This is a genomic window from Rhizobacter sp. (assembly GCA_021153565.1).
Classification (GTDB): Bacteria; Pseudomonadota; Gammaproteobacteria; order Burkholderiales; family Burkholderiaceae_C; genus Albitalea.
The window spans coordinates 16,325-41,827 of the sequence record JAJKJU010000178.1; the positions used below are offsets into that span (position 1 = coordinate 16,325).

The 25,503-nt window shown below is 61.2% G+C and carries 26 protein-coding genes; 11 read left to right on the forward strand and 15 right to left on the reverse strand.

Going from position 1 to position 25,503, the window contains the following annotated elements:
• Positions 1-44: 44 nt before the first annotated feature.
• The 7 genes from secG to tsaD form a co-directional block, all read right to left on the reverse strand.
• Positions 45-467 (reverse strand): preprotein translocase subunit SecG, encoded by a 423-nt coding sequence (gene secG, locus AC30NL_RS10875; RefSeq protein WP_489464016.1) that lies wholly within the window; start codon positions 465-467, stop codon positions 45-47.
• 41 nt (positions 468-508) lie between these two features.
• Entirely contained in the window at positions 509-1,252 is a 744-nt protein-coding gene (gene tpiA, locus AC30NL_RS10880; RefSeq protein WP_489464017.1) for a triose-phosphate isomerase, read from the reverse strand.
• A 17-nt stretch (positions 1,253-1,269) separates the two neighbouring features.
• Positions 1,270-2,256, reverse strand: a complete 987-nt coding sequence (locus tag AC30NL_RS10885; RefSeq protein WP_489464018.1) for an NAD(P)H-quinone oxidoreductase — start codon at positions 2,254-2,256, stop codon at positions 1,270-1,272.
• A gap of 100 nt (positions 2,257-2,356) precedes the next feature.
• Positions 2,357-4,471, reverse strand: a complete 2,115-nt coding sequence (gene pnp, locus AC30NL_RS10890) for a polyribonucleotide nucleotidyltransferase (RefSeq protein ID WP_489464019.1) — start codon at positions 4,469-4,471, stop codon at positions 2,357-2,359.
• 222 nt (positions 4,472-4,693) lie between these two features.
• Positions 4,694-4,954, reverse strand: a complete 261-nt coding sequence (gene rpsO / locus AC30NL_RS10895; RefSeq protein ID WP_489464020.1) for a 30S ribosomal protein S15 — start codon at positions 4,952-4,954, stop codon at positions 4,694-4,696.
• 146 nt (positions 4,955-5,100) lie between these two features.
• Complete coding sequence (locus AC30NL_RS10900) at positions 5,101-6,261, reverse strand: pyridoxal phosphate-dependent aminotransferase (protein WP_489464021.1); 1,161 nt, start codon at positions 6,259-6,261, stop codon at positions 5,101-5,103.
• 252 nt (positions 6,262-6,513) lie between these two features.
• The gene (tsaD, locus tag AC30NL_RS10905) at positions 6,514-7,548 is read right to left on the reverse strand and encodes a tRNA (adenosine(37)-N6)-threonylcarbamoyltransferase complex transferase subunit TsaD (protein ID WP_489464022.1); all 1,035 of its coding nucleotides are present in this window, start codon (positions 7,546-7,548) and stop codon (positions 6,514-6,516) included.
• A 290-nt stretch (positions 7,549-7,838) separates the two neighbouring features.
• On the opposite strand from tsaD, the gene AC30NL_RS10910 reads away from it, so the two are divergent.
• From AC30NL_RS10910 to AC30NL_RS10930, 5 genes are all read left to right on the forward strand, one after another.
• A complete protein-coding gene (locus tag AC30NL_RS10910; RefSeq protein ID WP_489464023.1) occupies positions 7,839-8,039 on the forward strand; it encodes a hypothetical protein in 201 nt (66 codons plus the stop codon).
• Between the two features lie 81 nt (positions 8,040-8,120).
• A complete protein-coding gene (locus tag AC30NL_RS10915) occupies positions 8,121-8,753 on the forward strand; it encodes an ANTAR domain-containing response regulator (RefSeq protein WP_489464024.1) in 633 nt (210 codons plus the stop codon).
• Positions 8,754-9,105: 352 nt separating this feature from the next.
• Positions 9,106-10,368: a CmpA/NrtA family ABC transporter substrate-binding protein gene (locus AC30NL_RS10920; RefSeq protein ID WP_489464025.1), complete on the forward strand. Its 1,263-nt coding sequence runs from the start codon at positions 9,106-9,108 to the stop codon at positions 10,366-10,368.
• A gap of 24 nt (positions 10,369-10,392) precedes the next feature.
• Positions 10,393-11,313, forward strand: a complete 921-nt coding sequence (ntrB, locus tag AC30NL_RS10925) for a nitrate ABC transporter permease (RefSeq protein ID WP_489464026.1) — start codon at positions 10,393-10,395, stop codon at positions 11,311-11,313.
• Positions 11,314-11,324: 11 nt separating this feature from the next.
• Positions 11,325-12,125, forward strand: a complete 801-nt coding sequence (locus AC30NL_RS10930; protein WP_489464027.1) for an ABC transporter ATP-binding protein — start codon at positions 11,325-11,327, stop codon at positions 12,123-12,125.
• 326 nt (positions 12,126-12,451) lie between these two features.
• Here AC30NL_RS10930 and fdx read toward each other — a convergent pair whose 3' ends face one another.
• The 8 genes from fdx to uvrB all read right to left on the reverse strand — a co-directional run bounded on the left by fdx (position 12,452) and on the right by uvrB (position 20,223).
• Positions 12,452-12,790 (reverse strand): ISC system 2Fe-2S type ferredoxin, encoded by a 339-nt coding sequence (gene fdx / locus AC30NL_RS10935; RefSeq protein WP_489464028.1) that lies wholly within the window; start codon positions 12,788-12,790, stop codon positions 12,452-12,454.
• A 2-nt stretch (positions 12,791-12,792) separates the two neighbouring features.
• Complete coding sequence (gene hscA / locus AC30NL_RS10940; protein ID WP_489464029.1) at positions 12,793-14,649, reverse strand: Fe-S protein assembly chaperone HscA; 1,857 nt, start codon at positions 14,647-14,649, stop codon at positions 12,793-12,795.
• Positions 14,650-14,653: 4 nt separating this feature from the next.
• The gene (gene hscB, locus AC30NL_RS10945) at positions 14,654-15,172 is read right to left on the reverse strand and encodes a Fe-S protein assembly co-chaperone HscB (protein ID WP_489464030.1); all 519 of its coding nucleotides are present in this window, start codon (positions 15,170-15,172) and stop codon (positions 14,654-14,656) included.
• 160 nt (positions 15,173-15,332) lie between these two features.
• Positions 15,333-15,656, reverse strand: coding sequence for an iron-sulfur cluster assembly protein IscA (gene iscA / locus AC30NL_RS10950; RefSeq protein ID WP_489464031.1), 324 nt, complete (start codon positions 15,654-15,656; stop codon positions 15,333-15,335).
• Between the two features lie 4 nt (positions 15,657-15,660).
• Complete coding sequence (iscU, locus tag AC30NL_RS10955) at positions 15,661-16,047, reverse strand: Fe-S cluster assembly scaffold IscU (RefSeq protein ID WP_489464032.1); 387 nt, start codon at positions 16,045-16,047, stop codon at positions 15,661-15,663.
• An 18-nt stretch (positions 16,048-16,065) separates the two neighbouring features.
• Positions 16,066-17,289, reverse strand: a complete 1,224-nt coding sequence (locus AC30NL_RS10960) for an IscS subfamily cysteine desulfurase (RefSeq protein WP_489464033.1) — start codon at positions 17,287-17,289, stop codon at positions 16,066-16,068.
• Between the two features lie 55 nt (positions 17,290-17,344).
• Entirely contained in the window at positions 17,345-17,878 is a 534-nt protein-coding gene (gene iscR, locus AC30NL_RS10965) for a Fe-S cluster assembly transcriptional regulator IscR (RefSeq protein WP_489464034.1), read from the reverse strand.
• A gap of 254 nt (positions 17,879-18,132) precedes the next feature.
• Positions 18,133-20,223: an excinuclease ABC subunit UvrB gene (uvrB, locus tag AC30NL_RS10970; protein ID WP_489464064.1), complete on the reverse strand. Its 2,091-nt coding sequence runs from the start codon at positions 20,221-20,223 to the stop codon at positions 18,133-18,135.
• A 222-nt stretch (positions 20,224-20,445) separates the two neighbouring features.
• On the opposite strand from uvrB, the gene AC30NL_RS10975 reads away from it, so the two are divergent.
• The 6 genes from AC30NL_RS10975 (at position 20,446) to nth (ending at position 25,490) form a co-directional block, all read left to right on the forward strand.
• Positions 20,446-21,645 (forward strand): amino acid aminotransferase, encoded by a 1,200-nt coding sequence (locus tag AC30NL_RS10975; protein WP_489464035.1) that lies wholly within the window; start codon positions 20,446-20,448, stop codon positions 21,643-21,645.
• A gap of 192 nt (positions 21,646-21,837) precedes the next feature.
• Positions 21,838-23,151 (forward strand): polyhydroxyalkanoate depolymerase, encoded by a 1,314-nt coding sequence (locus AC30NL_RS10980; protein ID WP_489464036.1) that lies wholly within the window; start codon positions 21,838-21,840, stop codon positions 23,149-23,151.
• 210 nt (positions 23,152-23,361) lie between these two features.
• Positions 23,362-24,048: an electron transport complex subunit RsxB gene (gene rsxB, locus AC30NL_RS10985; protein ID WP_489464037.1), complete on the forward strand. Its 687-nt coding sequence runs from the start codon at positions 23,362-23,364 to the stop codon at positions 24,046-24,048.
• A gap of 358 nt (positions 24,049-24,406) precedes the next feature.
• On the forward strand, positions 24,407-24,598 hold the full coding sequence (locus AC30NL_RS10990) for a hypothetical protein (RefSeq protein WP_489464038.1): 192 nt from the start codon (positions 24,407-24,409) through the stop codon (positions 24,596-24,598).
• 3 nt (positions 24,599-24,601) lie between these two features.
• On the forward strand, positions 24,602-24,814 hold the full coding sequence (locus tag AC30NL_RS10995) for a hypothetical protein (protein ID WP_489464039.1): 213 nt from the start codon (positions 24,602-24,604) through the stop codon (positions 24,812-24,814).
• Between the two features lie 28 nt (positions 24,815-24,842).
• Positions 24,843-25,490: an endonuclease III gene (gene nth, locus AC30NL_RS11000; protein ID WP_489464040.1), complete on the forward strand. Its 648-nt coding sequence runs from the start codon at positions 24,843-24,845 to the stop codon at positions 25,488-25,490.
• Positions 25,491-25,503: the final 13 nt, after the last annotated feature.

Consider the following 25,503-nt stretch of genomic DNA (forward strand, 5'->3'; position numbering starts at 1 on the left):
TCGAAATACTCTCAGCCTCTCAGACTCCATCCTGACTTACGAAATCACTTCGTCGGAATGGCACCCGATGCTGCGGCGCTCGCAGGAGCAGCCGCCGTGGCATTCGTCGTCGGCGCAGGCGCGGCTCCCGTCGGAATCTGTGGCACGCCGCTTGCGGCTGGCGTGGGTGCGGTCACCGGCGCACGGTCGAGCACGCTGCCTGTGGCACCACTCGGCACGGCCCGTGCACGGTCATTCGACAAGTAAGCCAGACCCAAGGTACACACGAAGAACACGGCCGCGCAAACCGCCGTCGATCGAGACAAGAAGTTTGCGCTGCCGGTGGCTCCGAAGAGGCTGCCCGATGCGCCACTGCCGAAGGACGCGCCCATGTCGGCGCCCTTGCCGTGCTGCACCAGCACCAGCCCGATCATCACGAGTGCCGCGAAGATCTGGATCATCACTACAACATTCAGCAACCAGCTCATTTTTTTACTCAGCTCCAGGGAAATTCGTTGGGCATTGGCCTTCAGGCCGCAGCTCGACAGATGGCGGTGAAATCCGCCGCCTTGAGGGACGCGCCCCCGATCAGCCCGCCGTCGATGTCGGGCTGCGAAAACAGAACCGCGGCGTTGTCGGGCCTGACGCTGCCGCCATACAGAATCTGCATCTCGCCGGACTTCGGCGTCGCCGCATGCAGCTGCGTGCGCAGCAGCCCATGCACCGCCTGCGCTTGCTCCGGCGTCGCAGTCTTTCCGGTGCCGATGGCCCATACGGGCTCGTATGCGACCACGATTTGCGAAATGCAGTGCCCAAGCGTGTGGATGACGGCAGACATCTGGCGCTTGACCACCTTGTCGGTCCGGTTCGCCTCACGCTCGTCCAGCGTTTCACCGACGCACACAATTGGAATGAGCTTGTGTGCGAGCGCGATTTTGGCCTTGTCGGCCACCAGTTGATCAGACTCGGCGTGGTAAGCACGGCGCTCGGAGTGGCCGACGATCACGTACTTGCAGCCGAACTCAGCCAGCATCGCGGCGGACACTTCGCCTGTGTAGGCACCCGCCTCGTGCGAGGAGCAATCCTGCCCTCCCCAGCCGATGTGCTTGTCGCCCTGCAATGACAGTGCGACTTCCGAGAGGTACGGGAAAGGGGCGCATACGGCAACATCGGCCACGAATGGCCCCGCCTCTTCGATGCCAGCTAACAATTCCGCGTTGGCACGTCGGTTGCCATTCATCTTCCAATTGCCGACTACCAGTTTGCGTCGCATTCTTGTTGCCTCCCCATTCACCATTGCAAAACCAGCTTGCCGATGTGCTGGTTTGATTCCATCAAGGCGTGGGCCTGCACGACGTGATGGGCCGGAAAGACCTGGTGGATCACCGGCTTGACCTTGCCGGTTTCCAACCGCGGCCAGACGTTCTCGCGCAAAGCCTTCGCGATTGCCGCCTTGAACTGGATGGATCGCGGACGCAGCGTCGAGCCGGTGATGGTCAAGCGTCGACGCAGCACGGCTCCCGCATCGATTTGTGCCTTCACGCCACCCTGGACGGCAATGATGACGAGGCGGCCATCGTCATCCAGACAATCGAGCTCACGCGCGATGTAGTCGCCGGCAACCATGTCGAGAATGACATTGACGCCCCGCCCCTCGGTGATGCGCTTCACCTCGACCACGAAATCGTGGGTCTTGTAGTTGATAGCTTCGTCGGCGCCCAGCGCGGTGCAGGCCGCGGCCTTTTCGTTCGACCCCACAGTGACAATGACCTTTGCGCCGGCCGCTTTCGCCAACTGAATCGCCGTCACACCGATGCCGCTGCTGCCGCCCTGGATCAACAGTGTCTCGGCGGGTTGCAAATGTCCGCGATCGAATACGTTCGACCAGACGGTGAAGAAGGTTTCGGGCAGGCTTGCAGCTTCGACGTCGCTCAGATTAGCGGGCACCGGCAAGACCTGGCCGACTGGAGCCACGCACAGCTCGGCGTATCCACCGCCAGCCACCAGCGCGCAGACGCGGTCGCCTAGCTTGAAGCCAGCCTGCGCCATCGCCGCCTGATCACCAGCAACAATCACCCCCGCGACTTCCAACCCGGGCAAATCCGACGCTCCCGGAGGAACCGGATACATCCCTTTGCGCTGAAGCACGTCCGGCCTGTTGACGCCGGAAGCCGCCACACGGATAAGCACCTCGCCTTGACCCGCGACAGGGTCGGGACGAACGGCGAGTCGCAGGACTTCCGGAGCCCCGTAAGACGTGATCTCGATGGCTTTCATCTTGCGTGAAAGGTGAAACGTGAAAGGCGAACCATGACATAACGGGCAAGACGTGGCGTGCATGGCACGCCTCACCTCTCACCCGTCACATTTCATTGGGTCACTCGTGCGAGGACTGCGGTTCGCGATCGAGCAGCGCCTTCATGGATAGCTTGACGCGCCCCTTTTCGTCGGTCTCGAGCACCTTGACCTTGACGATTTGGCCTTCCTTGAGGAAGTCGGTGACCTTCTCGACGCGCTGGTGCGCGATCTGGCTGATGTGCAGCAGACCGTCCTTGCCCGGCAGCAGGTTCACGAGCGCGCCGAAGTCGAGGATCTTGGTGATCGGGCCTTCGTAGACCTTGCCCACTTCGACTTCCGCCGTAATCTCTTCGATGCGCTTCTTCGCGTACTCCGCCTTGTCGGCATCGGTGGATGCAATGGTGATGGTGCCGTCTTCGCCAATATCGATCGTGGTGCCGGTCTCTTCGGTCAGCGCACGGATGGTCGCGCCGCCCTTGCCGATCACGTCACGGATCTTCTCGGGGTTGATCTTCATCGTATACAGGCGCGGAGCGAACTGCGATACCTCGGTCTTTGCACCGCCCATGGCCTCAACCATTTTGCCGAGGATGTGCATGCGGGCTTCTTTGGCCTGGGCCAGTGCCACTTGCATGATTTCCTTGGTGATGCCCTGGATCTTGATGTCCATCTGCAAGGCGGTCACGCCGGTGGTCGTCCCAGCCACCTTGAAGTCCATGTCGCCCAGGTGATCTTCGTCCCCGAGAATGTCGGTCAGCACCGCGAAGCGGTTGCCTTCCTTGATGAGGCCCATGGCGATGCCGGCGACGTGCGCCTTCATCGGAACGCCGGCGTCCATCAGCGCGAGACAGCCGCCGCACACCGAGGCCATTGAGGAAGAACCGTTCGACTCGGTGATTTCAGACACCACGCGCATCGAATACGGGAATTCGCCACGGTCCGGCAGCACGGCAACCAGTGCGCGCTTGGCCAGACGGCCATGGCCGATTTCGCGACGCTTCGGAGTACCCACGCGACCCGTTTCCCCAGTGGCGAACGGAGGCATGTTGTAGTGAAGCATGAAGTGTTCGCTGAACTCTCCAGCAAGGGCATCGATCTTCTGCGAATCGCGATCAGTGCCGAGCGTGGCGGCCACCAGCGCCTGCGTTTCACCGCGGGTGAACAGTGCGGAGCCGTGAACGCGCGGCAGCACGCCGTTGCGGATCTCGATGTTGCGCACGGTGCGGGTATCGCGACCGTCGATGCGTGGCTCGCCCGCCAGGATCTGGCTGCGAACGATCTTGGCTTCGATGTCGAAGAGGACATTGTCGACCTTGACCTTGTCGAAGTCCACACCTTCTTCTGTCAGTGCTCCGATGGTGAAAGCGGTGACTTCACGCGTGGCTTGCGTGCGGGCCTGCTTGGAGCGGATCTGGTAGGCGGCGCGCAGTTTCTCTTCGGCCAATGCCGTGACCTTGGCGATGAAAGCTTCGTCCTTGTCGGCGGGCTTCCAGTCCCAGGCCGGCTTGCCGGCCTGGCGCACCAGGTCATTGATCGCGGCGATGGCGATGTTGCCTTGATCGTGACCGAAGACGACGCCGCCGAGCATCACTTCTTCGCTCAGCTGCCTGGCTTCGGATTCGACCATCAGCACAGCGGCCTGCGTGCCGGCGACGACGAGGTCCATCTGCGATTCGACCAGTTGGGTCTTTGTCGGGTTCAGCACGTACTGGCCGTTGATGTAACCCACGCGAGCGGCACCGATCGGGCCGTTGAAAGGCAGACCGGAAATCGCCATCGCAGCGCTGGCGCCGATGAGCGAAGGAATGTCGGCCGCGACTTCAGGGTTCAGCGACAGGACGTGGATGACGACCTGGACTTCGTTGTAGAAGCCTTCGGGGAAGAGCGGACGCAGCGGACGGTCGATGAGGCGCGAGGTCAGCGTCTCGAGTTCGCTCGGCCGGCCTTCACGCTTGAAGAAGCTGCCCGGGATCTTGCCGGCGGCGTAGGTCTTCTCGATGTAGTCAACGGTTAGAGGAAAGAAATCCTGTCCCGGCTTGGCGCTCTTCGCGCCGACCACTGTGGCCAGGACGACCGTGTCCTCGACGTTGACAATGACCGCACCACTCGCCTGGCGGGCGATTTCGCCGGTTTCTAGCGTGACGGTGTGCTGACCCCATTGGAAGGTCTTGGTGACTTTGTTGAACATGCTCATATTTCGGATCTCCGGTTATAGCGAGCGCCTTGTGGGGCGGCGCTCTTGTCCTCGGAGCGAAGGCATCCTGGCGCGATGCCATTCCAGCGAGACTTCATCCCAGCTCACAGCGAGAGAAACGTCGATGGAATGACACATCGTCATCGATGGGTGCCCAGCTCCAAACACAAAGAGCCTGTGCTGGACAGTTTTCCAGACAGGCTCTTCGATCTCATCGGCTGCTTACTTGCGCAGACCCAGCTTTTGGATCAGTGCGGTGTAGCGGTCCGCGTCAGTTCTCTTCAAGTACGCAAGAAGGCTCTTGCGGGTGTTGACCATCTTCAACAGGCCGCGGCGGCCGTGATGGTCCTTCAAGTGGAGCTTGAAGTGGGGGGTGAGGTCGTTGATGCGTGCAGTCAGCAGAGCGACCTGGACTTCGGGGGACCCGGTGTCGGCGGCGCCGCGTGCGTTTTCCTTGACGATCGCGCCCTTGTTGATGCTCATGATGTTTCCTGTGGTCAGGTCCGTGCGTCCGATGTGGCGGGGCAGCGGTTTCCTGGTGTTGAACTTGCGGTCGCCGGTGAAACCGACCAGCGCCGTGCGGGGGACTTCACCTTTTCGAATGATTCGTGCAAGGCAAAGCCAGTCAATTATAGCGGATGAGACTGGATCGCCTGCTTCAACCGCCCTACCCCAAGGGTAAGTCGACCCGGATCTTGCGAAGCGAAGCACCAGCGCAGCCAGCCTTCGGCCTCGTCGCCGAAAGCAGCGCCAGGGGCAATGCCAAGGCCGACAGACGACACAAGGTGCTTGGCAAAGGCGAGGGAATCCTTCTGACCCTCGACTCGGAAGAAGGCATACATGCCGCCCAAGGGATTGGCGACCTGCACTCCCGGAACGGCCGCCAACTGCGGGATCAATGTGTCCCGGCAGTTTTTCATGCGCCGGACGAGGCCGGGAACGAATTCTTCGGCATGGGCCAGAGCTGCGAGGCCGGCTCGTTGTACGAACACCGGGGCACAGGAGGTGTTGAACTCAATGAGCTTTCCCGCATCGGCGATGAAATCGGGCGGCGCGACCATCCAGCCCAGACGCCAGCCGGTCATCAGGAAGCTCTTTGAGAAACTGTGCACGACAACGAGACGATCATCGGCGACGGCAATGTCGAGAAAGCTCGGCGCGGCCCGGGCGCCTTCAGCGAAATACATTCGCTCGTAAACCTCGTCGGCGACAACCCAGGTGCCGGTACGGCGGCAGTGATCCAGGATTGCTTGTTGATCGTCGCGGGTGAGCGTCCAGCCGGTGGGATTGTTGGGGGCGTTGACGAGGAGAACGGCGGTCTTGTCGGTGACGGTTGACAACAACTCGTCCAAGTCGAGATGCCACCCGTCACCCGGGCTGCGAAGCGACACCCGCTTCACGTTTGCGCCGAGGATCGCCGGTTGCGATGTCAAGTTCGGCCACAGAGGCACGACCGCCACCACCTCGTCGCCTGCCCCGGCGAGGGCCTGCATCGCGACCATCAACGCGCTGACACCCGACGACGTCACCGCGATCCGATCCGCACTCACCGCAGGATGCAAGTCACTCATGTAGCGTGCAATCGCCTCGCGCAACTCCGGAATGCCGAGGTTGTTCGCATAAAAGGTCTCGCCGCGGCGAAGCGACTCGATTGCCGCATCCTTCACGAATCCCGGCGTCGGCTCATCGCTTTCACCGAACCAGAACGCGAGGACGTCGTGGCGCCCCGTGCCGGCATTCGCAACTTCCCGAATCTTTGACCCAGGCAAATCGCGGATCACGCTTCTCATGGCCACTCCAAAAAAATGCGGCTGCTGGTGCAGCCGCTGGTTGGAGATTATCTTGCAGTGCCTTGTTTGCGCAGAGAGGCTGAGAGTATTTCGAGCGTGTCCGAGCAGCACGTCAAAAGGCGCCTGATCCAGGCGCAAAGCGCAGCCATAGCTTGGCTATGGCGAGCATTTTCAACGACGAGCAGGGGGCGTTTGGCGTGATGAGCGGGCATGATCGAAAAACTCTCAGCCTCAGAGGGACGCGCATTTTCTTCAAGCAGCGTGCAGCGGCCACCTGGGCCTCACGTTGAACGTGTAGCACTTGTTGGCCTTCGCGATCCCGCGCTGCAGCCTCATCGCCGCGGCCAGAGCGATCATCGCCCCGTTGTCAGTACACAGCGACAACTCCGGGTAGTGCACTCGCACCTGCCGCCTCATGCACTCGGCATTCAGCATTTCTCGCAGGCGTGAATTCGCGCCGACGCCGCCTGCCACCACCAGGCGCTTCAGCCCCGTCTCTTTCAAGGCTGCCACCGACTTGCGAGCCAGCACTTCCGCGATCGCCTCCTGGGTGGACGCCGCCAAATTCGCCTTGTCCTGTTCGCAGACGTTGGTGCCCATTTTCATGAGCTGCGTGCGCACCGCCGTCTTCAGGCCAGCAAAGGAAAAATCCAGGTTCCCGCTGTGAAGCAAGGGGCGCGGAAGATCGAAAGTCGCAGCGTCGCCGAACTCCGCAAGCCTCGCCAACGCGGGCCCCCCGGGATACCCGAGCCCCATCAACTTGGCTGACTTATCGAAGGCTTCGCCTGCGGCATCGTCGATGGTTTCTCCGAGCAATTCGTATTCGCCCACATCGTCGACCCGCATCAACTGCGTGTGCCCGCCCGAAACAAGCAGGGCAACAAATGGGAACTCGGGCGGATCCTTCGATAGGAATGGCGAGAGCAAATGCCCTTCGAGGTGATGCACGCCCATGACAGGCTTGCCCAATGCCGCGCCCAGCGCGCAGGCCACGCCCGCGCCCACAAGCAATGCGCCGGCCAGGCCGGGACCCTGTGTAAAAGCCACGACGTCAATTTCGTCGAGCGGCACGCCTGCTTCGGCGAGCACCATGCGTGTCAAGGGCAGGACCCGGCGAATGTGGTCACGCGACGCCAGTTCCGGCACCACACCACCATAGGCTTGATGCATGTCGATCTGACTGTGCAGGGCATGGGCACGCAGTTCGGGCACGCCGGCCGTGTCCGCGCAGCGCACAAGCGCGACGCCCGTTTCGTCGCAGGACGACTCGACTCCGAGGATGTTCATGCGAGCAGTTTACGAGGGACCCGTTGATCCCAGCGTCGTGACAGTCGGACCATTTGAATTGGCTTACTAACAACTCGAAACAGGATTTGTCCAGAGTTTTCCCTTGTTCATTAAGAATTGCCTTTCTTGCATGACGCGCTGCCGCTACTCTGCGGACTCCCCATAGAGCGTCTGTCTCGAAGCAGCCGCCACGAAAGATCATCAGAGCGATGAAAGAATATCGTCTAGCCTGCTGGCCGGATTTGCCTACGCCCTTCCACCGCACTGCGTATCGACGCATGGCGAGCGACATGTCGCATCGCCACTTGACGATCACTCAACTCGCCAATGTCACTGGCTTGAAACGCATGGAGGTCCGCCACTTCGTCGAGATGCTGGAAGCCAAGGGGGTGCTACTCGAGCGCGAGTGCATGACGCCTCAGTTCTGGTCGCTGAGCCCTTTCGGGGGATGGCTGCGACGAGCAATTTCCGGCGCGGCTGGGGGCCGCTGAACATCTCATTTCTCGTGAAAATGCCCGCTGAAAGCGGGCATTTTCATTCCTGTTGTGGCGCGAATGTTGCAACACTTGCGCATGAATCAGGCCACGGCCCTGCGCATCGTCATCGTCGCTCCCGACACCCTCGCCCCCGATCCTTCTGATCCGCAGGCCGAGGTGGAGGCAGAGCGCTCGCGCAGCCTGCGCATCGGCATGCTCGAGAACGGCTACAACATCGTTGCCGTGCTACCGGCAGACGTATTCCTGCCCGACCGGCTCGCGCAGATCAGCCCCGACATGATCATCGTGGACGCCGAGAGCCAGGCACGCGACACGCTGGAACATGTGGTGGTCGCCACGCGAGATGCGCGTCGGCCGATCGTTTTGTTCACCAACGATGACGATACCAGCCATGTGCGCGACGCCATCGCGGCGGGTGTCACTGCCTATGTTGTCGCCGGACTGGCCGCGGATCGCGTGAAACCCGTGCTGGAAGTCGCACTTGCACGCTTCCAGCATGAAGAAGCCATGCGTCGCGAACTGGCGGATGCGCGCATGCAGCTGTCCGAGCGCAAGGTGATCGATCGGGCGAAGGGCATCCTGATGCGCCGGCACTCGCTGGAGGAAGGCGAAGCCTATGCGCGGCTTCGCAAGACAGCAATGGACAAGGGCATGAAGCTCGCCGAAGTGGCACAGCGGATCATCGACGTGGCGGATTTGCTTGGCTGACGCACAAGGCTTGTGCATTGCACGAGTCCAATTGGTGCGGAATGCTTCGCGGGTGGCAGAGCGAAGGTCCGGGCATGAGGTGCCGGTCGAAGGACCCCAGACGATCGTCCACACCGGGACGACGTCCCGCGTCGGGCTGCGTCGACAGTCCGCGGATCCTTCGCATTCCCCACCCAAACGCCCCGTGGCATGGGGCTTGCATATCCCCTTGCGGACGGTCAACGGCGATCTTCCAACAACATCGATACGCACCATCGACGGTACGTCTCGAAAGGACGACGGCGTCCCCACCGAACTGGTCTAGGCCAGTGACGTGCGGACGCCATTTTTGCTTTTTGCACGAGACAACACCATGACCCCATTCCTGAACGGAAAGATCGACATGAGCCGCCGTCAACTCATCAAAGCCGCTGCAGCCGCAGGCGCCGCCGGCATGGTCCCCGGCTTGCAAAGCGCGGTCTACGCCGCCGGATCGGACAAGCCCGAGAAGGAAGAGGTTCGCATCGGCTTCATTCCCCTCACCGACTGCGCATCGGTGGTGATGGCCTCGGTACTCGGCTTCGACAAGAAGTACGGTGTGAAGATCATTCCGACCAAGGAAGCCTCGTGGGCCGGCGTGCGCGACAAGCTCGTCAACGGCGAGCTCGACATGGCGCACGTGCTGTACGGCCTGATATACGGCGTGCACCTGGGGGTGAGCGGCCCCAAGAAGGACATGGCCGTGTTGATGACGCTCAACAACAACGGCCAAGCCATCACGCTGTCGAAAAAGCTCGCGGACAAGGGAGCCGTCGACGGCCCGAGTCTCGCCAAGCTGATGCAGGCCGAAAAGCGGGAATACACCTTCGCGCAGACTTTCCCAACCGGGACGCATGCCATGTGGCTGTACTACTGGCTCGCGACCTATGGCATCAATCCGATGAAGGACGCCAAGGTCATCACCGTGCCGCCGCCACAGATGGTTGCCAACATGCGAGTGGGCAACATGGACGGTTATTGCGTCGGCGAGCCCTGGGGCCACCGGGCCATCATGGACGGCATCGGCATCACAGGTGTCACCACGCAGGACATCTGGAAGGACCACCCCGAGAAGACGCTCGGAAGCACGGCCGACTTTGTGAAGAAGAACCCCAACACCTGCCGCGCAGTGATGATGGCCATCATCGAAGCTGGCAAGTGGATCGACGCGAGCCTGCAGAACAAGATGAAGATGGCCGAGACCGTGGCCGACAAGAGCTATGTCAATACCGGCGTCGACGCGATCAACCAGCGCATCCTGGGCCGCTACCAGAACGGCCTCGGCAAGACCTGGGACGACCCCAACCACATGAAGTTCTTCAACGACGGCGCAGTCACCTTCCCATACCTGTCCGATGGCATGTGGTTTCTCACGCAGCACAAGCGCTGGGGTCTTATCAAGGAGCACCCCGACTATCTCGCGATCGCCAAGCAGATCAACCAGATCGATCTGTACAAGGAGGCGGCAAGTGCGCTCAAGGTCAACATCCCCAAGGAGCCGATCCGCACGAGCAAGCTGATCGACGGCACGGTGTGGGACGGCAAGGACCCTAAGAAGTACGCCGACAGCTTTTCCGTGCGCGCCAGCGTGGCCTGATTTCGCAGCACCAAGGAGTCGATCATGGTCAGTGCAGTGTTTCATTCGCCGCTCGAAGCTGCGGCGGAATCCCAGGCTGAGGCGCTTGCCCAGCCTGTAAAGGCGGCGTCGGTCATCGCCCCGCCCGCCCAGCAGAAGGTGGCGCCGCCGGCGCCGGTGAAACCACCCGCCGATTGGGGAAGCCTGTTTCTCAGGGTGTTTGCACCGCTTGCGGGAATTGCCTTGCTGGTGGGCATCTGGGGGTTGCTCACGATGAAGAGCACCACCTTCCCGACGCCCGCGGCAACTTTCACGGAAGCCATCAAGGTGTTTTCCGACCCGTTCTACAGCAAGGGCCCGAACGACCAGGGCATCGGCTGGAACATCCTCTTCTCGCTGCAGCGCGTGGCCATCGGATTCGGCATGGCAGCGGCGGTGGGCATTCCGCTGGGCTTCATGATCGGTCGTTTCGATGTGCTCAATCGCATGGTGTCGCCGCTGATCAGCCTGCTGCGCCCGGTCTCGCCTCTTGCGTGGCTGCCGATTGGCTTGCTTGTGTTCAAGGCCGCTAACCCGGCCGCGATCTGGACGATCTTCATCTGTTCGATCTGGCCAATGATCATCAACACCGCGGTCGGTGTACAGCGCGTGCCAGAGGACTATATGAACGTCGCAAAGGTGCTGAACCTGTCGGAATGGAAGATCGTCTCGCGCATCCTCTTCCCCGCGGTGCTGCCGTACATGCTGACGGGTGTGCGCCTGTCCGTTGGCACCGCCTGGCTCGTGATCGTCGCGGCCGAAATGCTGACTGGCGGCGTGGGCATCGGCTTCTGGGTGTGGGACGAGTGGAACAACCTCAACGTCACGCACATCCTGATCGCGATCTTCGTGATCGGCACCGTGGGTCTCTTGCTGGAATGGATGCTCGTCAGCATCGCCAAGCGATTCAGCTACGACAACACATGAGGACATCCGCCATGAAGAAGAACTTCATTGATGTGCACAGCGCCGAAATGGTGTTCAGCACGAAAAAGGGCCGTTTTCACGCGCTGCACGACGTCCACCTCACGGTGGCCAAGGGTGAGTTCGTGACGCTGATCGGGCATTCGGGCTGCGGCAAGTCGACGCTCTTGAACCTGATCGCCGGCCTGCTGATGCCCACGAGCGGTGCACTGCTGTGCGACAACCGCGAGATTGCCGCACCGGGGCCGGAGCGGGCGGTGGTATTCCAGAATCATTCGCTTCTGCCGTGGCTCACCTGCTTCGAGAACGTGTACCTCGCGGTGGAACGTGTGTTTGCAGCCACCGAAGCAAAGACGAAGTTGAAGAAACGGACGCAGGAGGCCTTGGAGCTCGTGGGCATGGGCCACGCGACCGGCAAGCGACCTCATGAGATCTCCGGCGGCATGAAGCAGCGTGTGGGCATCGCGCGGGCGCTGGCGATGGAGCCGAAGGTGCTGCTGCTCGACGAACCCTTTGGTGCGCTCGACGCGCTGACTCGCGCGCATCTGCAGGACGAGCTGCTGAAGATCGTGGCGCGCACGCAAAGCACAGTGGTGATGGTGACGCACGATGTGGACGAGGCGGTGTTGCTGTCAGATCGGATCGTGATGATGACGAACGGACCGGCGGCGACCATCGGCGAGATCCTGACTGTCGACCTGAAGCGCCCGCGCGAGCGCGTTGAATTGGCCGAGGATCCGCGCTACGTGCACTACCGCAAGGAAGTACTGGACTTCTTGTACACGCGGCACGGCGAGAAGGCGCTGGCGGCCTGAGTTTCGAGAAGGAGAACAACAGCTACGGAAGCGGGCACGGGCCTTGCGTGCGCATGATAGGCAGTCGCGGCGCGATTGCTTATCTCCTCAGTGGGGCCGTGCCCCTTTTGACAAACCTCCTGGTCGTCATGGGCCAGGAGGCTTTTTTTGCACCGAACTCGGGCGTCAGGATTTGGCCCGAAACGATTTCCCGTTTTGGGGGCGCTGGGCGGGCGCGCTGCGTCGTTGCTCCTCACTTGTGTGGCTCGCCACACGGCGCTCGGAGCGCCTTGCATCCGCATCCCGCCCAGCGCCCCCAAAACGGGAACTTATTCCGGGCCAAATCCTCAGTGCTTTTCTTTGGCGTGATTGATCGAGTACTTCGGAATCTCGATGGTCACGTCCTGCTGCGAGACGATGGCCTGGCAGGACAAGCGCGAGGTCGGCTCCAGGCCCCATGCACGGTCCAGCAAGTCCTCTTCGGATTCGTCCATCTCGCCCAGTGAATTGAAACCTTCACGCACCACAACGTGGCACGTCGTGCACGCGCAACTCATCTCGCAGGCGTGTTCGATTTCGATGTCATGTTCGAGCATCGCTTCGCACAGCGACGTCCCCGCCTCTGCTTTGATCTCGGCGCCGTTCGGGCAGTATTCGGCATGCGGAAGGATCTTGATGATGGGCATGGCTAGACTTCTTCGACGCGGCGGCCTGCCAGCGCCTGGTGGATGCTGCGGTTCATTCGTTCGGCGGCAAATGCCTCGGTGCCCTTGGCCAGGGCCTCGACGGCAGCGTCGATAACGTGGTGGTCTTCGCCTTCGCGCACCGCTTCGATGCCGGCAAGCAAGGCCTCGATGGCATCGCGCTGGTCCTGGCTCAGCAGGTCGCCGTCGGCCATGAGAGCGGCGCGGGTGGCCAGCAGCATGCGCTCGGCCTCCACGCGCGACTCTCGGAGGCTGCGCGCTTTCATGTCGGATTCGGCGGTAATGAAGCTTTCCCGCAGCATGCGCGCGATGTCGTCGTCGGCAAGACCGTAGCTGGGCTTAACGTCGATCGCGGCTTCCACGCCCGATGTTTCCTCGCGCGCTTTCACGCTCAACAGGCCATCGGCATCGACTTGGAAACTCACTCGAATGCGCGCGGCGCCGGCCACCATTGGGGGGATGCCGCGCAGTTCGAAGCGGGCGAGAGATCGGCAATCGCTGACCAACTCGCGCTCGCCTTGAACGACGTGGATGGCCATCGCCGTCTGGCCGTCCTTGAACGTAGTGAACTCTTGTGCGCGCGCCGTCGGAATGGTGCTGTTGCGAGGAATGATTCGTTCGACCAGACCGCCCATGGTTTCCAGACCGAGCGAGAGCGGGATGACGTCGAGCAGGAGCAGTTCATCGGCGCCGGCATTGCCCGCGAGCGCGTTTGCCTGGATGGCGGCACCTAGCGCCACGACCTCGTCGGGATTGAGATTGGTGAGCGGCGTCTGTGAAAAGAAGTCGCCGACCGCCTTCTGCACCATGGGCATGCGTGTCGATCCACCCACCATCACAACACCGTGCACCTCAGTCTTGTTTGCCTTGGCGTCGCGCAAAACCTTGCGGACTGCAGCGAGCGTGCGCGCAACGAGTTCGCGACTCATGGCCTCGAACTCGTTTCGACTGACGCGCACCCACAATTCGCCCCCGGATAACGGGCAAGCGAGCGTCGCGTGATCGGCAGCAGAAAGCTTTTCCTTGGCCGCGCGCGCCGCTACCAACACGCTGCGCTTGTCCCGCGGCGTCGTCGCCTCAAGATCGCTTTGCGACAGCGCCCAATCGGCCAGCAATCGATCGAAGTCGTCGCCGCCGAGGGCCGAATCGCCGCCCGTCGCAATCACCTCGAATACGCCCTGACTCAGTCGCAGGAGCGAGATGTCAAAGGTGCCGCCTCCGAGGTCGTAGACTGCATAGAGCCCCTCCGATCCGTGCTCGAGCCCGTAGGCGATGGCCGCGGCGGTCGGTTCGTTGATGAGACGCAGCGCGTTCAACCCGGCAAGTTGCGCCGCATCCTTCGTGGCTTGTCGCTGGGCCTCGTCAAAGTAGGCCGGCACGGTAATGACAGCACCAAAGAGGTCATCCGCGAAGGCGTCCTCGGCACGATGACGAAGCGCGGCCAGGATCTCTGCGGAGACTTCGACGGGCGACTTCACGCCATCCACAGTCTGCACCTGCACCATCCCCGGCGCATCGATGAAGTCGTAAGGCAGCTTCTCGCGATGCGCGATGTCACCAAGCCCGCGCCCCATCAATCGCTTGACCGACACGATGGTATTACGCGGGTCGATGGCCGCCTCCGCCAGCGCATCGTGCCCGATATGACGGCCACCTTCGGACAGATACCGAACGGCCGACGGCAAAATCACGCGACCCTGCATGTCCGGCAGGCATTCGGCCACACCATTGCGCACTGCTGCGACAAGCGAGTGCGTCGTGCCGAGGTCGATGCCCACCGCAATGCGCCGCTGATGCGGATCGGGCGCGGCGCCGGGCTCGGAGATTTGAAGCAATGCCATCTAATTATTGTCCCAGCGCCTCGAGGCGACGATCGATGTCTTGCGCAAAGCGCTCTACGAACATGAGGGCTCTTACCTGCTCTGCGGCAGCAGCGGTGTCGCGACGCTCATCGAAGGAGTGCCGCAACTCCGCAAAGGCCGCTTTCTGACGCGCGGCCACGTCGTCGGCAATGGCCTCGACCTCTTCGATCGAATCCGCCTCGTCGAGTGCCTCGCGCCATTCCATTTGCTGCATGAGAAAGCTCGCAGGCATGGCCGTGTTCTTCTCCGTGTCGACAGGCGATCCGTTCAATGCACACAAATACGCTGCCCGCTTCAGCGGATCCTTGAGCCGCTGATAGGCCTCGTTCACCCTCACCGCCCACTGCATTGCCACGCGCTGGACCGCCGCACCTTCTGCAGCGAACTTGTCGGGATGCACTTCCCCCTGCAACGCTCGCCAACGCGCGTCGAGCACGGCACGGTCCTGCTCAAAACGCCTGGGCACATCGAACAGTTCGAAGTCGTCGCTGTCGAGCTTCATGGTGGGTGGCTGTGGCACGTAGAAATGCGCGACTTGCGGCAGCGCCTGATATCAAACATGAACCGCACGCTGCAACGAAACTCCTGCGAAGTTGTGCGGCAAAAGGCGCCCATGACCTCGCCTGCGCTGCGGAACTTCGTAGGCGCTTCTCTCCGGCGGTTTACACGCGAAATGACTCGCCGCATCCGCAGCGGTCTTTTTCGCGAGGATTGCGAAACTTGAAACCTTCGTTCAAGCCTTCGCGCACGAAGTCGAGTTCAGTGCCGTCGATGTACGGCAGGCTCTTCGGGTCGATGAGCACCTTGACGCCGTGTTCCTCGAACACCACGTCCTCGGGCGCGACGTCGTCGGCGTACTCGAGTTTGTATGCCAGGCCGGAACAGCCGGTCGTCTTCACGCCCAGGCGCACGCCAACGCCCTTTCCGCGCTTGGTGATGTAGCGCGAGACGTGGCGGGCTGCCGCTTCGGTCAGAGTGACGGCCATGGGGTCAATGGGCTTTCTTGGCCTTGTAGTCCTGGACCGCCGCCTTGATCGCGTCTTCAGCAAGGATGGAGCAGTGAATCTTCACCGGCGGCAGGGCCAATTCTTCGGCGATGTGCGTGTTCTTGATGGTGAGAGCCTCGTCGAGCGACTTGCCTTTGACCCATTCGGTCACAAGTGAACTCGACGCGATGGCAGAACCGCAACCATAGGTCTTGAACTTCGCGTCCTCGATCAGGCCGGTCTTCGGATTCACCTTGATCTGCAGCTTCATCACGTCACCACAGGCCGGAGCGCCGACCATGCCGGTACCAACCGTGTCGTCGCCCTTTTCGAACGTGCCGACGTTGCGCGGATTTTCGTAATGCTCGACAACCTTTTCGCTATATGCCATGTCAGTTCTCCAACGACTTCAGTGTGCGGTCCACTGGATGGCGCTGATGTCCACGCCATCCAGGTACATCTCCCACAAAGGAGACAGCTCGCGCAGCTTGGCCACGCGGTCTTTCAATGTGCCGACGACGTAATCGATGTCCTCGACCGTGGTGAAGCGTCCGATCGTCATGCGCAATGACGAGTGCGCCAGTTCGTCGCTTCGGCCAAGTGCGCGCAGCACGTAACTCGGCTCAAGACTCGCCGACGTGCAAGCCGAGCCCGACGACACAGCCACCCCCTTGATGCCCATGATCAGCGACTCGCCTTCCACAAAGTTGAACGACATGTTCACGTTGTGCGGCACGCGCTTTTCGGGGTGGCCATTGAGAAAGACCTGCTCGATATCTGACAGACCGTCGATGAGCCGCTTCTGCAGCATTCGGATGCGCTCGCTCTCCACGCCCATCTCTTCACGGGCAATGCGATAGGCCTCGCCCATGCCGACGATTTGATGCGTCGCGAGCGTGCCCGAACGCATGCCGCGCTCATGGCCGCCGCCGTGCATCTGCGCTTCGATGCGAACACGCGGCTTGCGGCGCACATATAGCGCGCCGATGCCCTTTGGGCCGTAGGTCTTGTGCGAGGCCAGGCTCATCAGGTCAACAGGCAACTTGGTGATGTCGATCGCCACCTTGCCCGTGGCTTGCGCCGCGTCGACGTGGAAGATGATCCCACGCTCGCGGCAGATCGTGCCCATTGCCGGGATGTCTTGAATGACGCCGATCTCGTTGTTGACGTACATCACCGACACAAGAATGGTGTCGGGCCGCAGCGCGGCCTTGAACTTCTCAATGTCGACGAGACCATCTTCCTGTACGTCGAGGTAGGTCACCTCGAAGCCCTGGCGCTCCAGCTCGCGCATTGTGTCAAGCACGGCCTTGTGCTCGGTCTTCACGGTGACGAGGTGCTTGCCACGCGTCTTGTAGAACTGCGCCGCGCCCTTGAGCGCGAGGTTGATGGATTCCGTAGCCCCCGAGGTCCAGACGATTTCACGCGGGTCGGCGTTGATCAACTGGGCCACTTGCTCTCGCGCCTTCTCGACCGCCGCTTCCGCTTCCCACCCCCATGCATGACTGCGTGAAGCCGGGTTGCCGAAGTGTTCATGCAACCAGGGAATCATCGCGTCCACCACGCGTTGGTCGACCGGGGTCGTCGCGGCGTAGTCGATGTAGATCGGGAAGTGAGGGGTCGTCGTGTCCATGGGAGGCGAGTGTGCTCAGCGCGGCGCGTCCACTGCGCCGCAGGGTCAACGTCAATTACTTCGAGAACGCGTTTCCGAGAGCGAAAACGGAATTGGGTGCAGTCACCTTGATGGGCTTGACCACCGGCTGAGTGGATATCGCGCGCTTCACCGGATGCTCTTCGATCGACACGCCCTTTGAGAGCTGCTCGTCGACGAGCGACTTGAGCGAAATCGAATCAAGATATTCGATCATCTTGGTGTTGAGGCTGGCCCACAGGTCGTGAGTCATGCAGCGACCGGTGTCTTCGCCCATGCAGTTATCCTTGCCGGCGCACCCGGTGGCATCAATGGGCTCATCAACGGCGACGATGATGTCGGCAACGGTGATTTCCTCCGATTTGCGACCCAGCGAGTAACCGCCGCCGGGACCGCGTGTGCTCTCCACCAGTTCATGGCGGCGCAGCTTGCCGAACAACTGCTCGAGGTAGGAAAGTGAAATTTGCTGGCGGGCACTGATGGCAGCCAGTGCGACGGGACCCGAATGCTCGCGAAGAGCCAGATCGATCATCGCCGTAACGGCAAAACGCCCTTTGGTGGTCAAACGCATTGAATTTCTCCTGTAGCCTTGCGGCGCAACAAAGACAGCGACCTGAATTGAACGGTTCCCCTTGCCGACTCACCGCAGACCGGGTTTTCCCTCTCTGAGAAACCCTCGTTTTTATTCCTACTTGTTTTGTCGAGTATAGCTGAATGCCAATGATTCGGTCGGTAACGCAGGGGGAAGTTCAACGGAATTGGTGCGCCGCAATAACCAATCCGCTGCTCCCGCGTGCGAGCTGGCAATCCACGTGCCGATCGGGGTTATTCCTGGCCTTTGCCCGGGCCTGCCTGGATTGAGACGATGCTGTCCGTGCCGGGTGCACCGAAGGCCTGCTCGCGCAGCAGCGCCAACTGGTCGCGCACCCTGCCCGCCTTCTCGAACTCCATGTTGCGAGCATGCTCGAGCATTTGCTTTTCCAGCGACTTAATGCGCTTTCCGAGGTCTTTCTCAGACATGACCTCGACTTCGGCTGTGTCGTGTTCCTTTTGCAGGTTCTCGCGCTTGGTCTTTTCGGAATAGACCCCGTCGATCATCTCTTTGATGTGTTTCTTGATGCTTCGCGGCGTGATGCCCATCGCTTCGTTGTGCGCGATCTGCTTGGCGCGGCGGCGCTCGGTCTCGTCAATGGCCTTGCGCATCGAATCGGTAATTTTGTCCGCATAAAGAATGGCTTTGCCATTCAGATTGCGTGCTGCGCGGCCGATTGTCTGGATCAGCGACCGTTCGGCGCGCAGGAATCCTTCCTTGTCGGCATCGAGGATGGCGACGAGCGACACCTCTGGAATGTCCAGGCCCTCGCGAAGCAGGTTGATGCCGACAAGCACATCGAAAGTTCCTAATCTCAAATCGCGCAGGATCTCGACTCGCTCCACCGTGTCGATATCGCTGTGCAGGTAGCGCACCTTCACGCCGTTGTCCGCGAGGTAGTCGGTCAATTGTTCCGCCATGCGCTTGGTGAGCGTGGTGATCAGCACGCGCTCATTCACCGCAACACGGTCATGAATCTCCTGGAGCACGTCGTCGACCTGGCGGGTGGCGGGACGCACCTCCACCGTCGGATCGATAAGGCCCGTGGGACGCACCAACTGCTCGACCACTTGACCCGCGTTCTGCTGCTCGTAGGCCGCGGGCGTGGCCGACACGAACATCACCTGCCGCATCTTTGACTCGAACTCCTCGAACTTCAGGGGACGGTTGTCGAGCGCGCTCGGCAGGCGAAAGCCGTATTCGACGAGCGTCGTCTTGCGCGCCCTGTCTCCGTTGTACATGCCGCCAAACTGCCCGATGAGCACGTGGCTTTCGTCGAGGAACATGAGTGCGTCACGGGGCAGGTAGTCGACGAGCGTCGACGGCGGCTCGCCGGGCGCGGCACCCGACAAATGCCGGGTGTAGTTCTCGATGCCCTTGCAGTGACCAATTTCCTGCAGCATTTCCAGGTCGAAGCGCGTGCGCTGTTCAAGGCGCTGCGCCTCTACCAGCTTGCCCGACTTCACCAATTCGTCGAGCCGTGTGCGCAACTCCGCCTTGATCGTATCGATGGCCGACACGACGCGATCGCGCGGCGTCACGTAGTGACTCGACGGGTATACCGTGAAGCGCGGAATCTTCTGGCGAATACGCCCAGTGAGCGGATCGAAGAGCTGCAGCGACTCGACCTCGTCATCGAACAATTCGATGCGGATCGCGAGTTCCGAATGCTCGGCCGGAAACACGTCGATCGTGTCACCGCGCACTCGGAAGGTGCCGCGCGAAAAATCCATTTCGTTGCGCGTGTACTGCATGCGGATGAGCTGCGCAATCACGTCGCGCTGGCCCATCTTGTCGCCGGCGCGCAGCGTCATCACCATGCGGTGGTAGTCGCTCGGATTGCCGATGCCGTAGATGGCACTTACGGTTGCCACGATGACCACGTCGCGACGCTCCAGCAAGCTTTTGGTCGCCGACAAGCGCATCTGCTCGATGTGTTCATTGATCGAGCTGTCTTTCTCGATGAACAGGTCACGCTGAGGCACGTAGGCCTCGGGCTGGTAATAGTCGTAGTAGCTGACGAAATATTCGATCGCGTTCTTCGGAAAGAACTCGCGGAACTCGCTGTAGAGCTGAGCGGCGAGTGTCTTGTTGGGCGCGAACACGATAGCGGGACGGCCGAGGCGCGCGATGACGTTCGCCATGGTGAAAGTCTTGCCAGAACCCGTCACGCCCAGAAGCGTCTGGTAGCTCAGGCCGTCTTCAACCCCTTCAACCAGTTGATCGATCGCGGTCGGCTGGTCACCGGCTGGCGCGTAAGGCTGCCACAACTGAAACGGCGATTCAGGAAAGCTCACGAACTCGCCGGGCATCGGCACGTTCATGCCCGTGGCGTCCGGACTTCCAACGACAGAGAGGTGATCAGCCATTGCTCGAGTACAAATGAAGCAAACAAATGAGGAAATGAAGCAAACCGGGGACCACGTAAAATTCCCGGGTTTTCCCGTCCTGGGAAGGCAAAGGGGAATCGAAGAGGTTAGCCCAATTCAATTCTCATACGAGCTTTACTGACACCTCCGTGTGTTACCACATCTGCAAGGACTGACATGGCTTCGCTCTTCGCCGCCGTCGAAATGGCTCCCCGTGACCCCATCCTGGGCTTGAACGAACAGTTCAATGCGGACCCGAATCCGGCAAAAGTGAACCTGGGTGTCGGCGTGTACTACGACGACAACGGCAAGCTGCCCTTGCTCCAGTGCGTGCAGCAGGCCGAAAAACAGATGGTCGCCGCGCCCAAGGCACGTGGCTACCTCCCCATCGACGGCATCGCGGCCTATGCCAAGGCGGTGCAAGGCCTGGTGTTTGGGGCCGAAAGCGAAGCTGTCAAGGGCGGTCGAATTGCTACCGTTCAGGCCGTGGGCGGCACCGGCGGACTGAAGGTCGGCGCCGACTTTCTCAAACGAGTGAATTCCGGCGCAAAGGTGCTCATCAGCGACCCAAGCTGGGAAAATCACCGCGCGCTCTTCGAAAGCGCCGGCTTCCTGGTCGAGAGCTATCCGTACTACGACGCCGCGAAGCGTGGTATCAATTTCGATGGCATGCTCACCGCGCTCAATGGCGCTGACACCGGGACCATCGTGGTACTGCACGCGTGCTGCCACAACCCGACGGGCTACGACATCTCGCTCGACCAGTGGGAGCAGGTCATCGCGACCGTCAAGGCGCGCGGCCTCGTGGCCTTCCTCGACATGGCCTATCAGGGTTTCGGCCAAGGCATTGCCGAAGATGGCGCGGTCGTCTCACTATTCCTCGCCGCCGGTCTCGATTTCTTCGTATCAACCAGCTTCTCCAAGAGCTTCTCGCTGTACGGCGAACGCGTCGGCGCGCTGAGCGTGGTGTGCAAGTCGATGGAAGAAGCCGACTGCGTGCTGAGTCAGTTGAAGCGCGTGATCCGAACCAACTATTCCAACCCACCGACACACGGTGCGCAGGTCGTCGCCACCGTGCTCACCACACCTGCCCTGCGTGAAATGTGGGAGCAAGAACTCGCGGGCATGCGCGTTCGCATCGAGCAGATGCGCGTCGCCTTGCAAAACAAGCTCGAGGCGGCGGGCGTGAAGCAGGACATGAGCTTCATCACGCAGCAAAAGGGCATGTTCAGTTACTCGGGGCTCAACAAGGACCAGATGCAGCGCCTGCGAGGTGAGTTCGGAATTTACGGCGTGGACTCGGGCCGCATCTGCGTGGCAGCGCTGAACAGCAAGAACATTGATGCAGTGGTGAGTGCCATCGCGACGGTTTCCTGAAGAGGCTGAGAGTATTTTTCCGGGTTTTCACAGGGCTTGGTTGCAACACGATGAACCGCAAACTTTCTAGAATGTTGCGTTGCACAATCACAGGTGGTTACTGCGTATGCCGCGTTCACAGGCTTGGCTCGATATTTTTTGGGCTGCAAGCGCTCTCAAGACTTGATTTGACCACCACGTAAAGGAATGTCGATGCTGTACCAGGTTTATGAAGCCCAGCGCGCGCTGTTGAGTCCCTTCGCAGAATTCGCGAGTGCATCGTCGAAGCTTTACAACCATCCGCTGTCGCCGTTCACGCATACGCCGATGGCGCATCGGATTTCGGCCGGGCTCGATTTGATGCACCGGTTGTCAAAGGAATACGAGAAGCCAGAGTTCGATATCAACTCCGTGCGGGTCGACGACATCGATATCGCCGTGCAAGAACAGGTCGCCATTGCCAAGCCCTTCTGCCGACTGCTGCGCTTCAAGCGCTTCTCCGACAATCTTCCATTGCTCACCAAGATGAAGGACCAGCCCACGGTCCTGATCGTCGCGCCCCTGTCGGGCCACCACTCCACACTGCTGCGCGATACAGTGCGTTCGATGCTGGAAAGCCACAAGGTCTACATCACCGATTGGACCGATGCACGCATGGTGCCGATCGAGGCCGGCCCCTTCCACCTCGACGATTACATCGATTACGTGCAGGAGTTCATTCGTCACATTGGCCCCGAAGCGAACGTGATTTCGGTGTGCCAGCCCACCGTCCCGGTGCTGGCAGCGATTTCGCTCATGGCAAGCGGAGGCGAGCCCACCCCGCGCACGATGACCATGATGGGTGGCCCCAGCGACGCCCGCAAGTCGCCGACCGCCGTCAACAACCTGGCAATGAACAAGAGCCATGAATGGTTCGAGCACAACGTGATCTACCGCGTGCCCATCAACTATCCCGGCAATGGCCGCCGCGTGTACCCGGGCTTCCTGCAGCACACGGGCTTCGTCGCGATGAATCCGGACCGCCACCTGAGCTCACACTACGACTACTTCCTCGACCTGGTTCGCGGCGACGACGACAGTGCCGATTCGCATCGCAACTTCTATGACGAATACAACGCCGTGCTCGACATGCCAGCCGAGTACTACCTCGACACGATCAAAGTTGTGTTCCAGGACTTCGCGCTCGTGAACGGCACCTGGGACGTCAGGGGCCAGCTCGTGCGGCCGCAAGACATCAAGACCACTTCGTTGCTGACCATCGAAGGGGAGCTCGACGACATTTCGGGCGCCGGCCAGACCCGCGCCGCGCACGACCTTTGCACCGGCATTCCGAAGACGCGCCAGTTCCACTATGACGTCGAAGGTGCCGGCCACTACGGCATTTTCTCGGGCCGACGCTGGCGCGAGAAGGTCTACCCGCAGGTCCGTGACTTCATTGCCAGTCATCAGGATGAACCTGGCGGCAACAAGAAGTCGAACGCCCGCAAGGGCGTCAAGACGCCCCGTCGCGCCGCTGCGTCGATCTGAGAGGCTGAGAGCATTTCGGAACGTGTCCGAGCAGCACGTCAAAAGGCGCCTGATCTAGGCGCAAAGCGCAGCCATAGCTTGGCTATGGCGAGCATTTGCAACGACGAGCAGCGGGCTTTTGGCGTGATGAGCGGGCATGATCGAAATACTCCCAGCCTCTGAAGCAGCCCCAGGCCCCGAAGCAGTCTGCGCGCTGGCGATAATCCGGTGGTGAATGCCACCGCCGTCAGCGACCTCGTTCTCGCCATCGATGCCGCACTGCCTCAAACGCAGTGCACTCGCTGCGGCTATCCCGATTGCCGTTCGTACGCACAAGCCATCGATGAAGAGGGTATCGACATCAACCGCTGTCCGCCCGGCGGCGCCGAAGGGATCGTGCGTCTGGCAGCCATCACGGGTCGACCGATTCGTCCTTTGGATCCGACGCACGGCGTCGAAGGCCCGCGCCACCTCGCGGTCATCGATGAGGACTGGTGCATCGGCTGTACCTTGTGCCTCAAGGCCTGCCCGGTCGACTGCATCGTAGGCGGGCCCAAGACCATGCACACCGTCATCGACTCGCTCTGCACTGGCTGCGAGCTTTGCATTCCGGTGTGCCCTGTCGATTGCATCTCGCTAGTCGACGTGACCGGGCCGCGAACTGGCTGGGATGCGTGGAGCGAAGCAGCTGCAGACGAGGCCCGCGAGCGCTACGCCTTCCATCGCTTCCGCCTGGAACGCGAGTCGCGCGAACAAAATGAACGTCTCGCAGCCAAGGCCGTGGCCGCATTGCAGGACCTTCCCGCCGTGTCCAAGCTGACGGAACCCCAGGCGCTCGACGGCAAGCGCGCGGTCATCGAGGCAGCGCTTGCTCGTTCACGCGAGCGCAAGTCCGGCACGGGCAATTCCGGAACATGACCGGCTCGCCGGTCGCGCTGACTCGCTGCAGCGCTGTGAGTCTCGGCGTGGCTCGTGCCGCAGGCGTGATCTGCGGCCGACGGATCGCACGTTACGTTGCTTTAGGATTTGGCCCGACGTCGGCGAACATTTCGAATTATCAAAAGCATCAAGGATGCAGACGCGAACGCGTTTCTTCGTCTGCAGTTGGCGCCTAAATCAACGCTCAAGAAAACCCTGTCGGCGGCCTCCTACAGCCGTATCGGCACCTTCCGACCGGCAACGCCGCAAGGCGCTGACGTTTTTGCGCATCCAACCCACTAGGCTTTGAGCATGGCTGGCGGGGACGGTGTGCCGGCACTGGGTCAGAGGAGTCTCAATGAGCCGTGATCGCAGCGAGGGAACTCGCAAACATTTGAAGGAGCATCGCAAGCAATGGAACGTGGCCCCGGATGCGGGCGAACGCGACGGCGGTCGGGGACACACGGACGCCAAATCGCAGAAGACCTTCGGGATTCGTGAGGACGAAGCCCGGCGACAGATTCGCGAGCTGCAATCGCGCTACTGGTGATCCATGTGTCGCATCAACTTCCCCCTCGCCACCTGCCTGGCTGTTCTGACGCTCTTCGGCGCGTGCCAAAAGAAGGGCAGTCCGCAGCCGCCGACTCCAACCACCCAAGCCATGGGTGCGGCGAATGCGGCGACGCCCGCGTCGGATCCGTCTTTGCCGTCGACCGCGGAAATCGCGGCAGCGTCAGCGCCTGAGGCGTCAGCACCTGCCAAGTAAGGGCAACTCGCTGCCAAAATCGGCGGTGATGAACAAAGCCAAGATAGAGCCCTTCTTCGCCATCCTCAAGGCGGCCAACCCTCGACCCAATACCGAACTCGAATACACCAACGTATTCGAACTTCTGGCCGCCGTGTTGCTGTCGGCACAAGCCACAGACGTCGGAGTGAACAAGGCAACTCGCCGGTTGTTTGCGGTGGCGAACACGCCTCAGCGGATGCTGGCGCTGGGTGTCGATGGCATCACTGAGCACATCAAGTCGATAGGCCTTTTTCGCAACAAGGCGCGCAACCTGCACGAGACCAGCCGCATCCTCATTGAACAGCATGACGGCCATGTGCCGCGCACCCGCGAGGCCCTCGAAGCGCTGCCAGGCGTGGGTCGGAAGACAGCCAATGTGGTGCTCAACGTCGCCTTCGGCGAACCGACCATGGCGGTCGATACACACATCTTTCGCGTGAGCAATCGCACAGGACTTGCCCCCGGAAAGACGCCGCTGGAAGTCGAAATGGGCCTCCTCGAACGCGTGCCAGCGACCTATGTTGTCGACGCGCATCACTGGCTCATCCTGCACGGCCGCTACGTCTGCATTGCGCGCCGGCCCTTGTGCGAGGAATGTGCAGTCGCACACCTGTGCGATTCACGTCCCTTAGGTCCAGGACATGGCCCGGAATAAGTTCCCGTTTTGG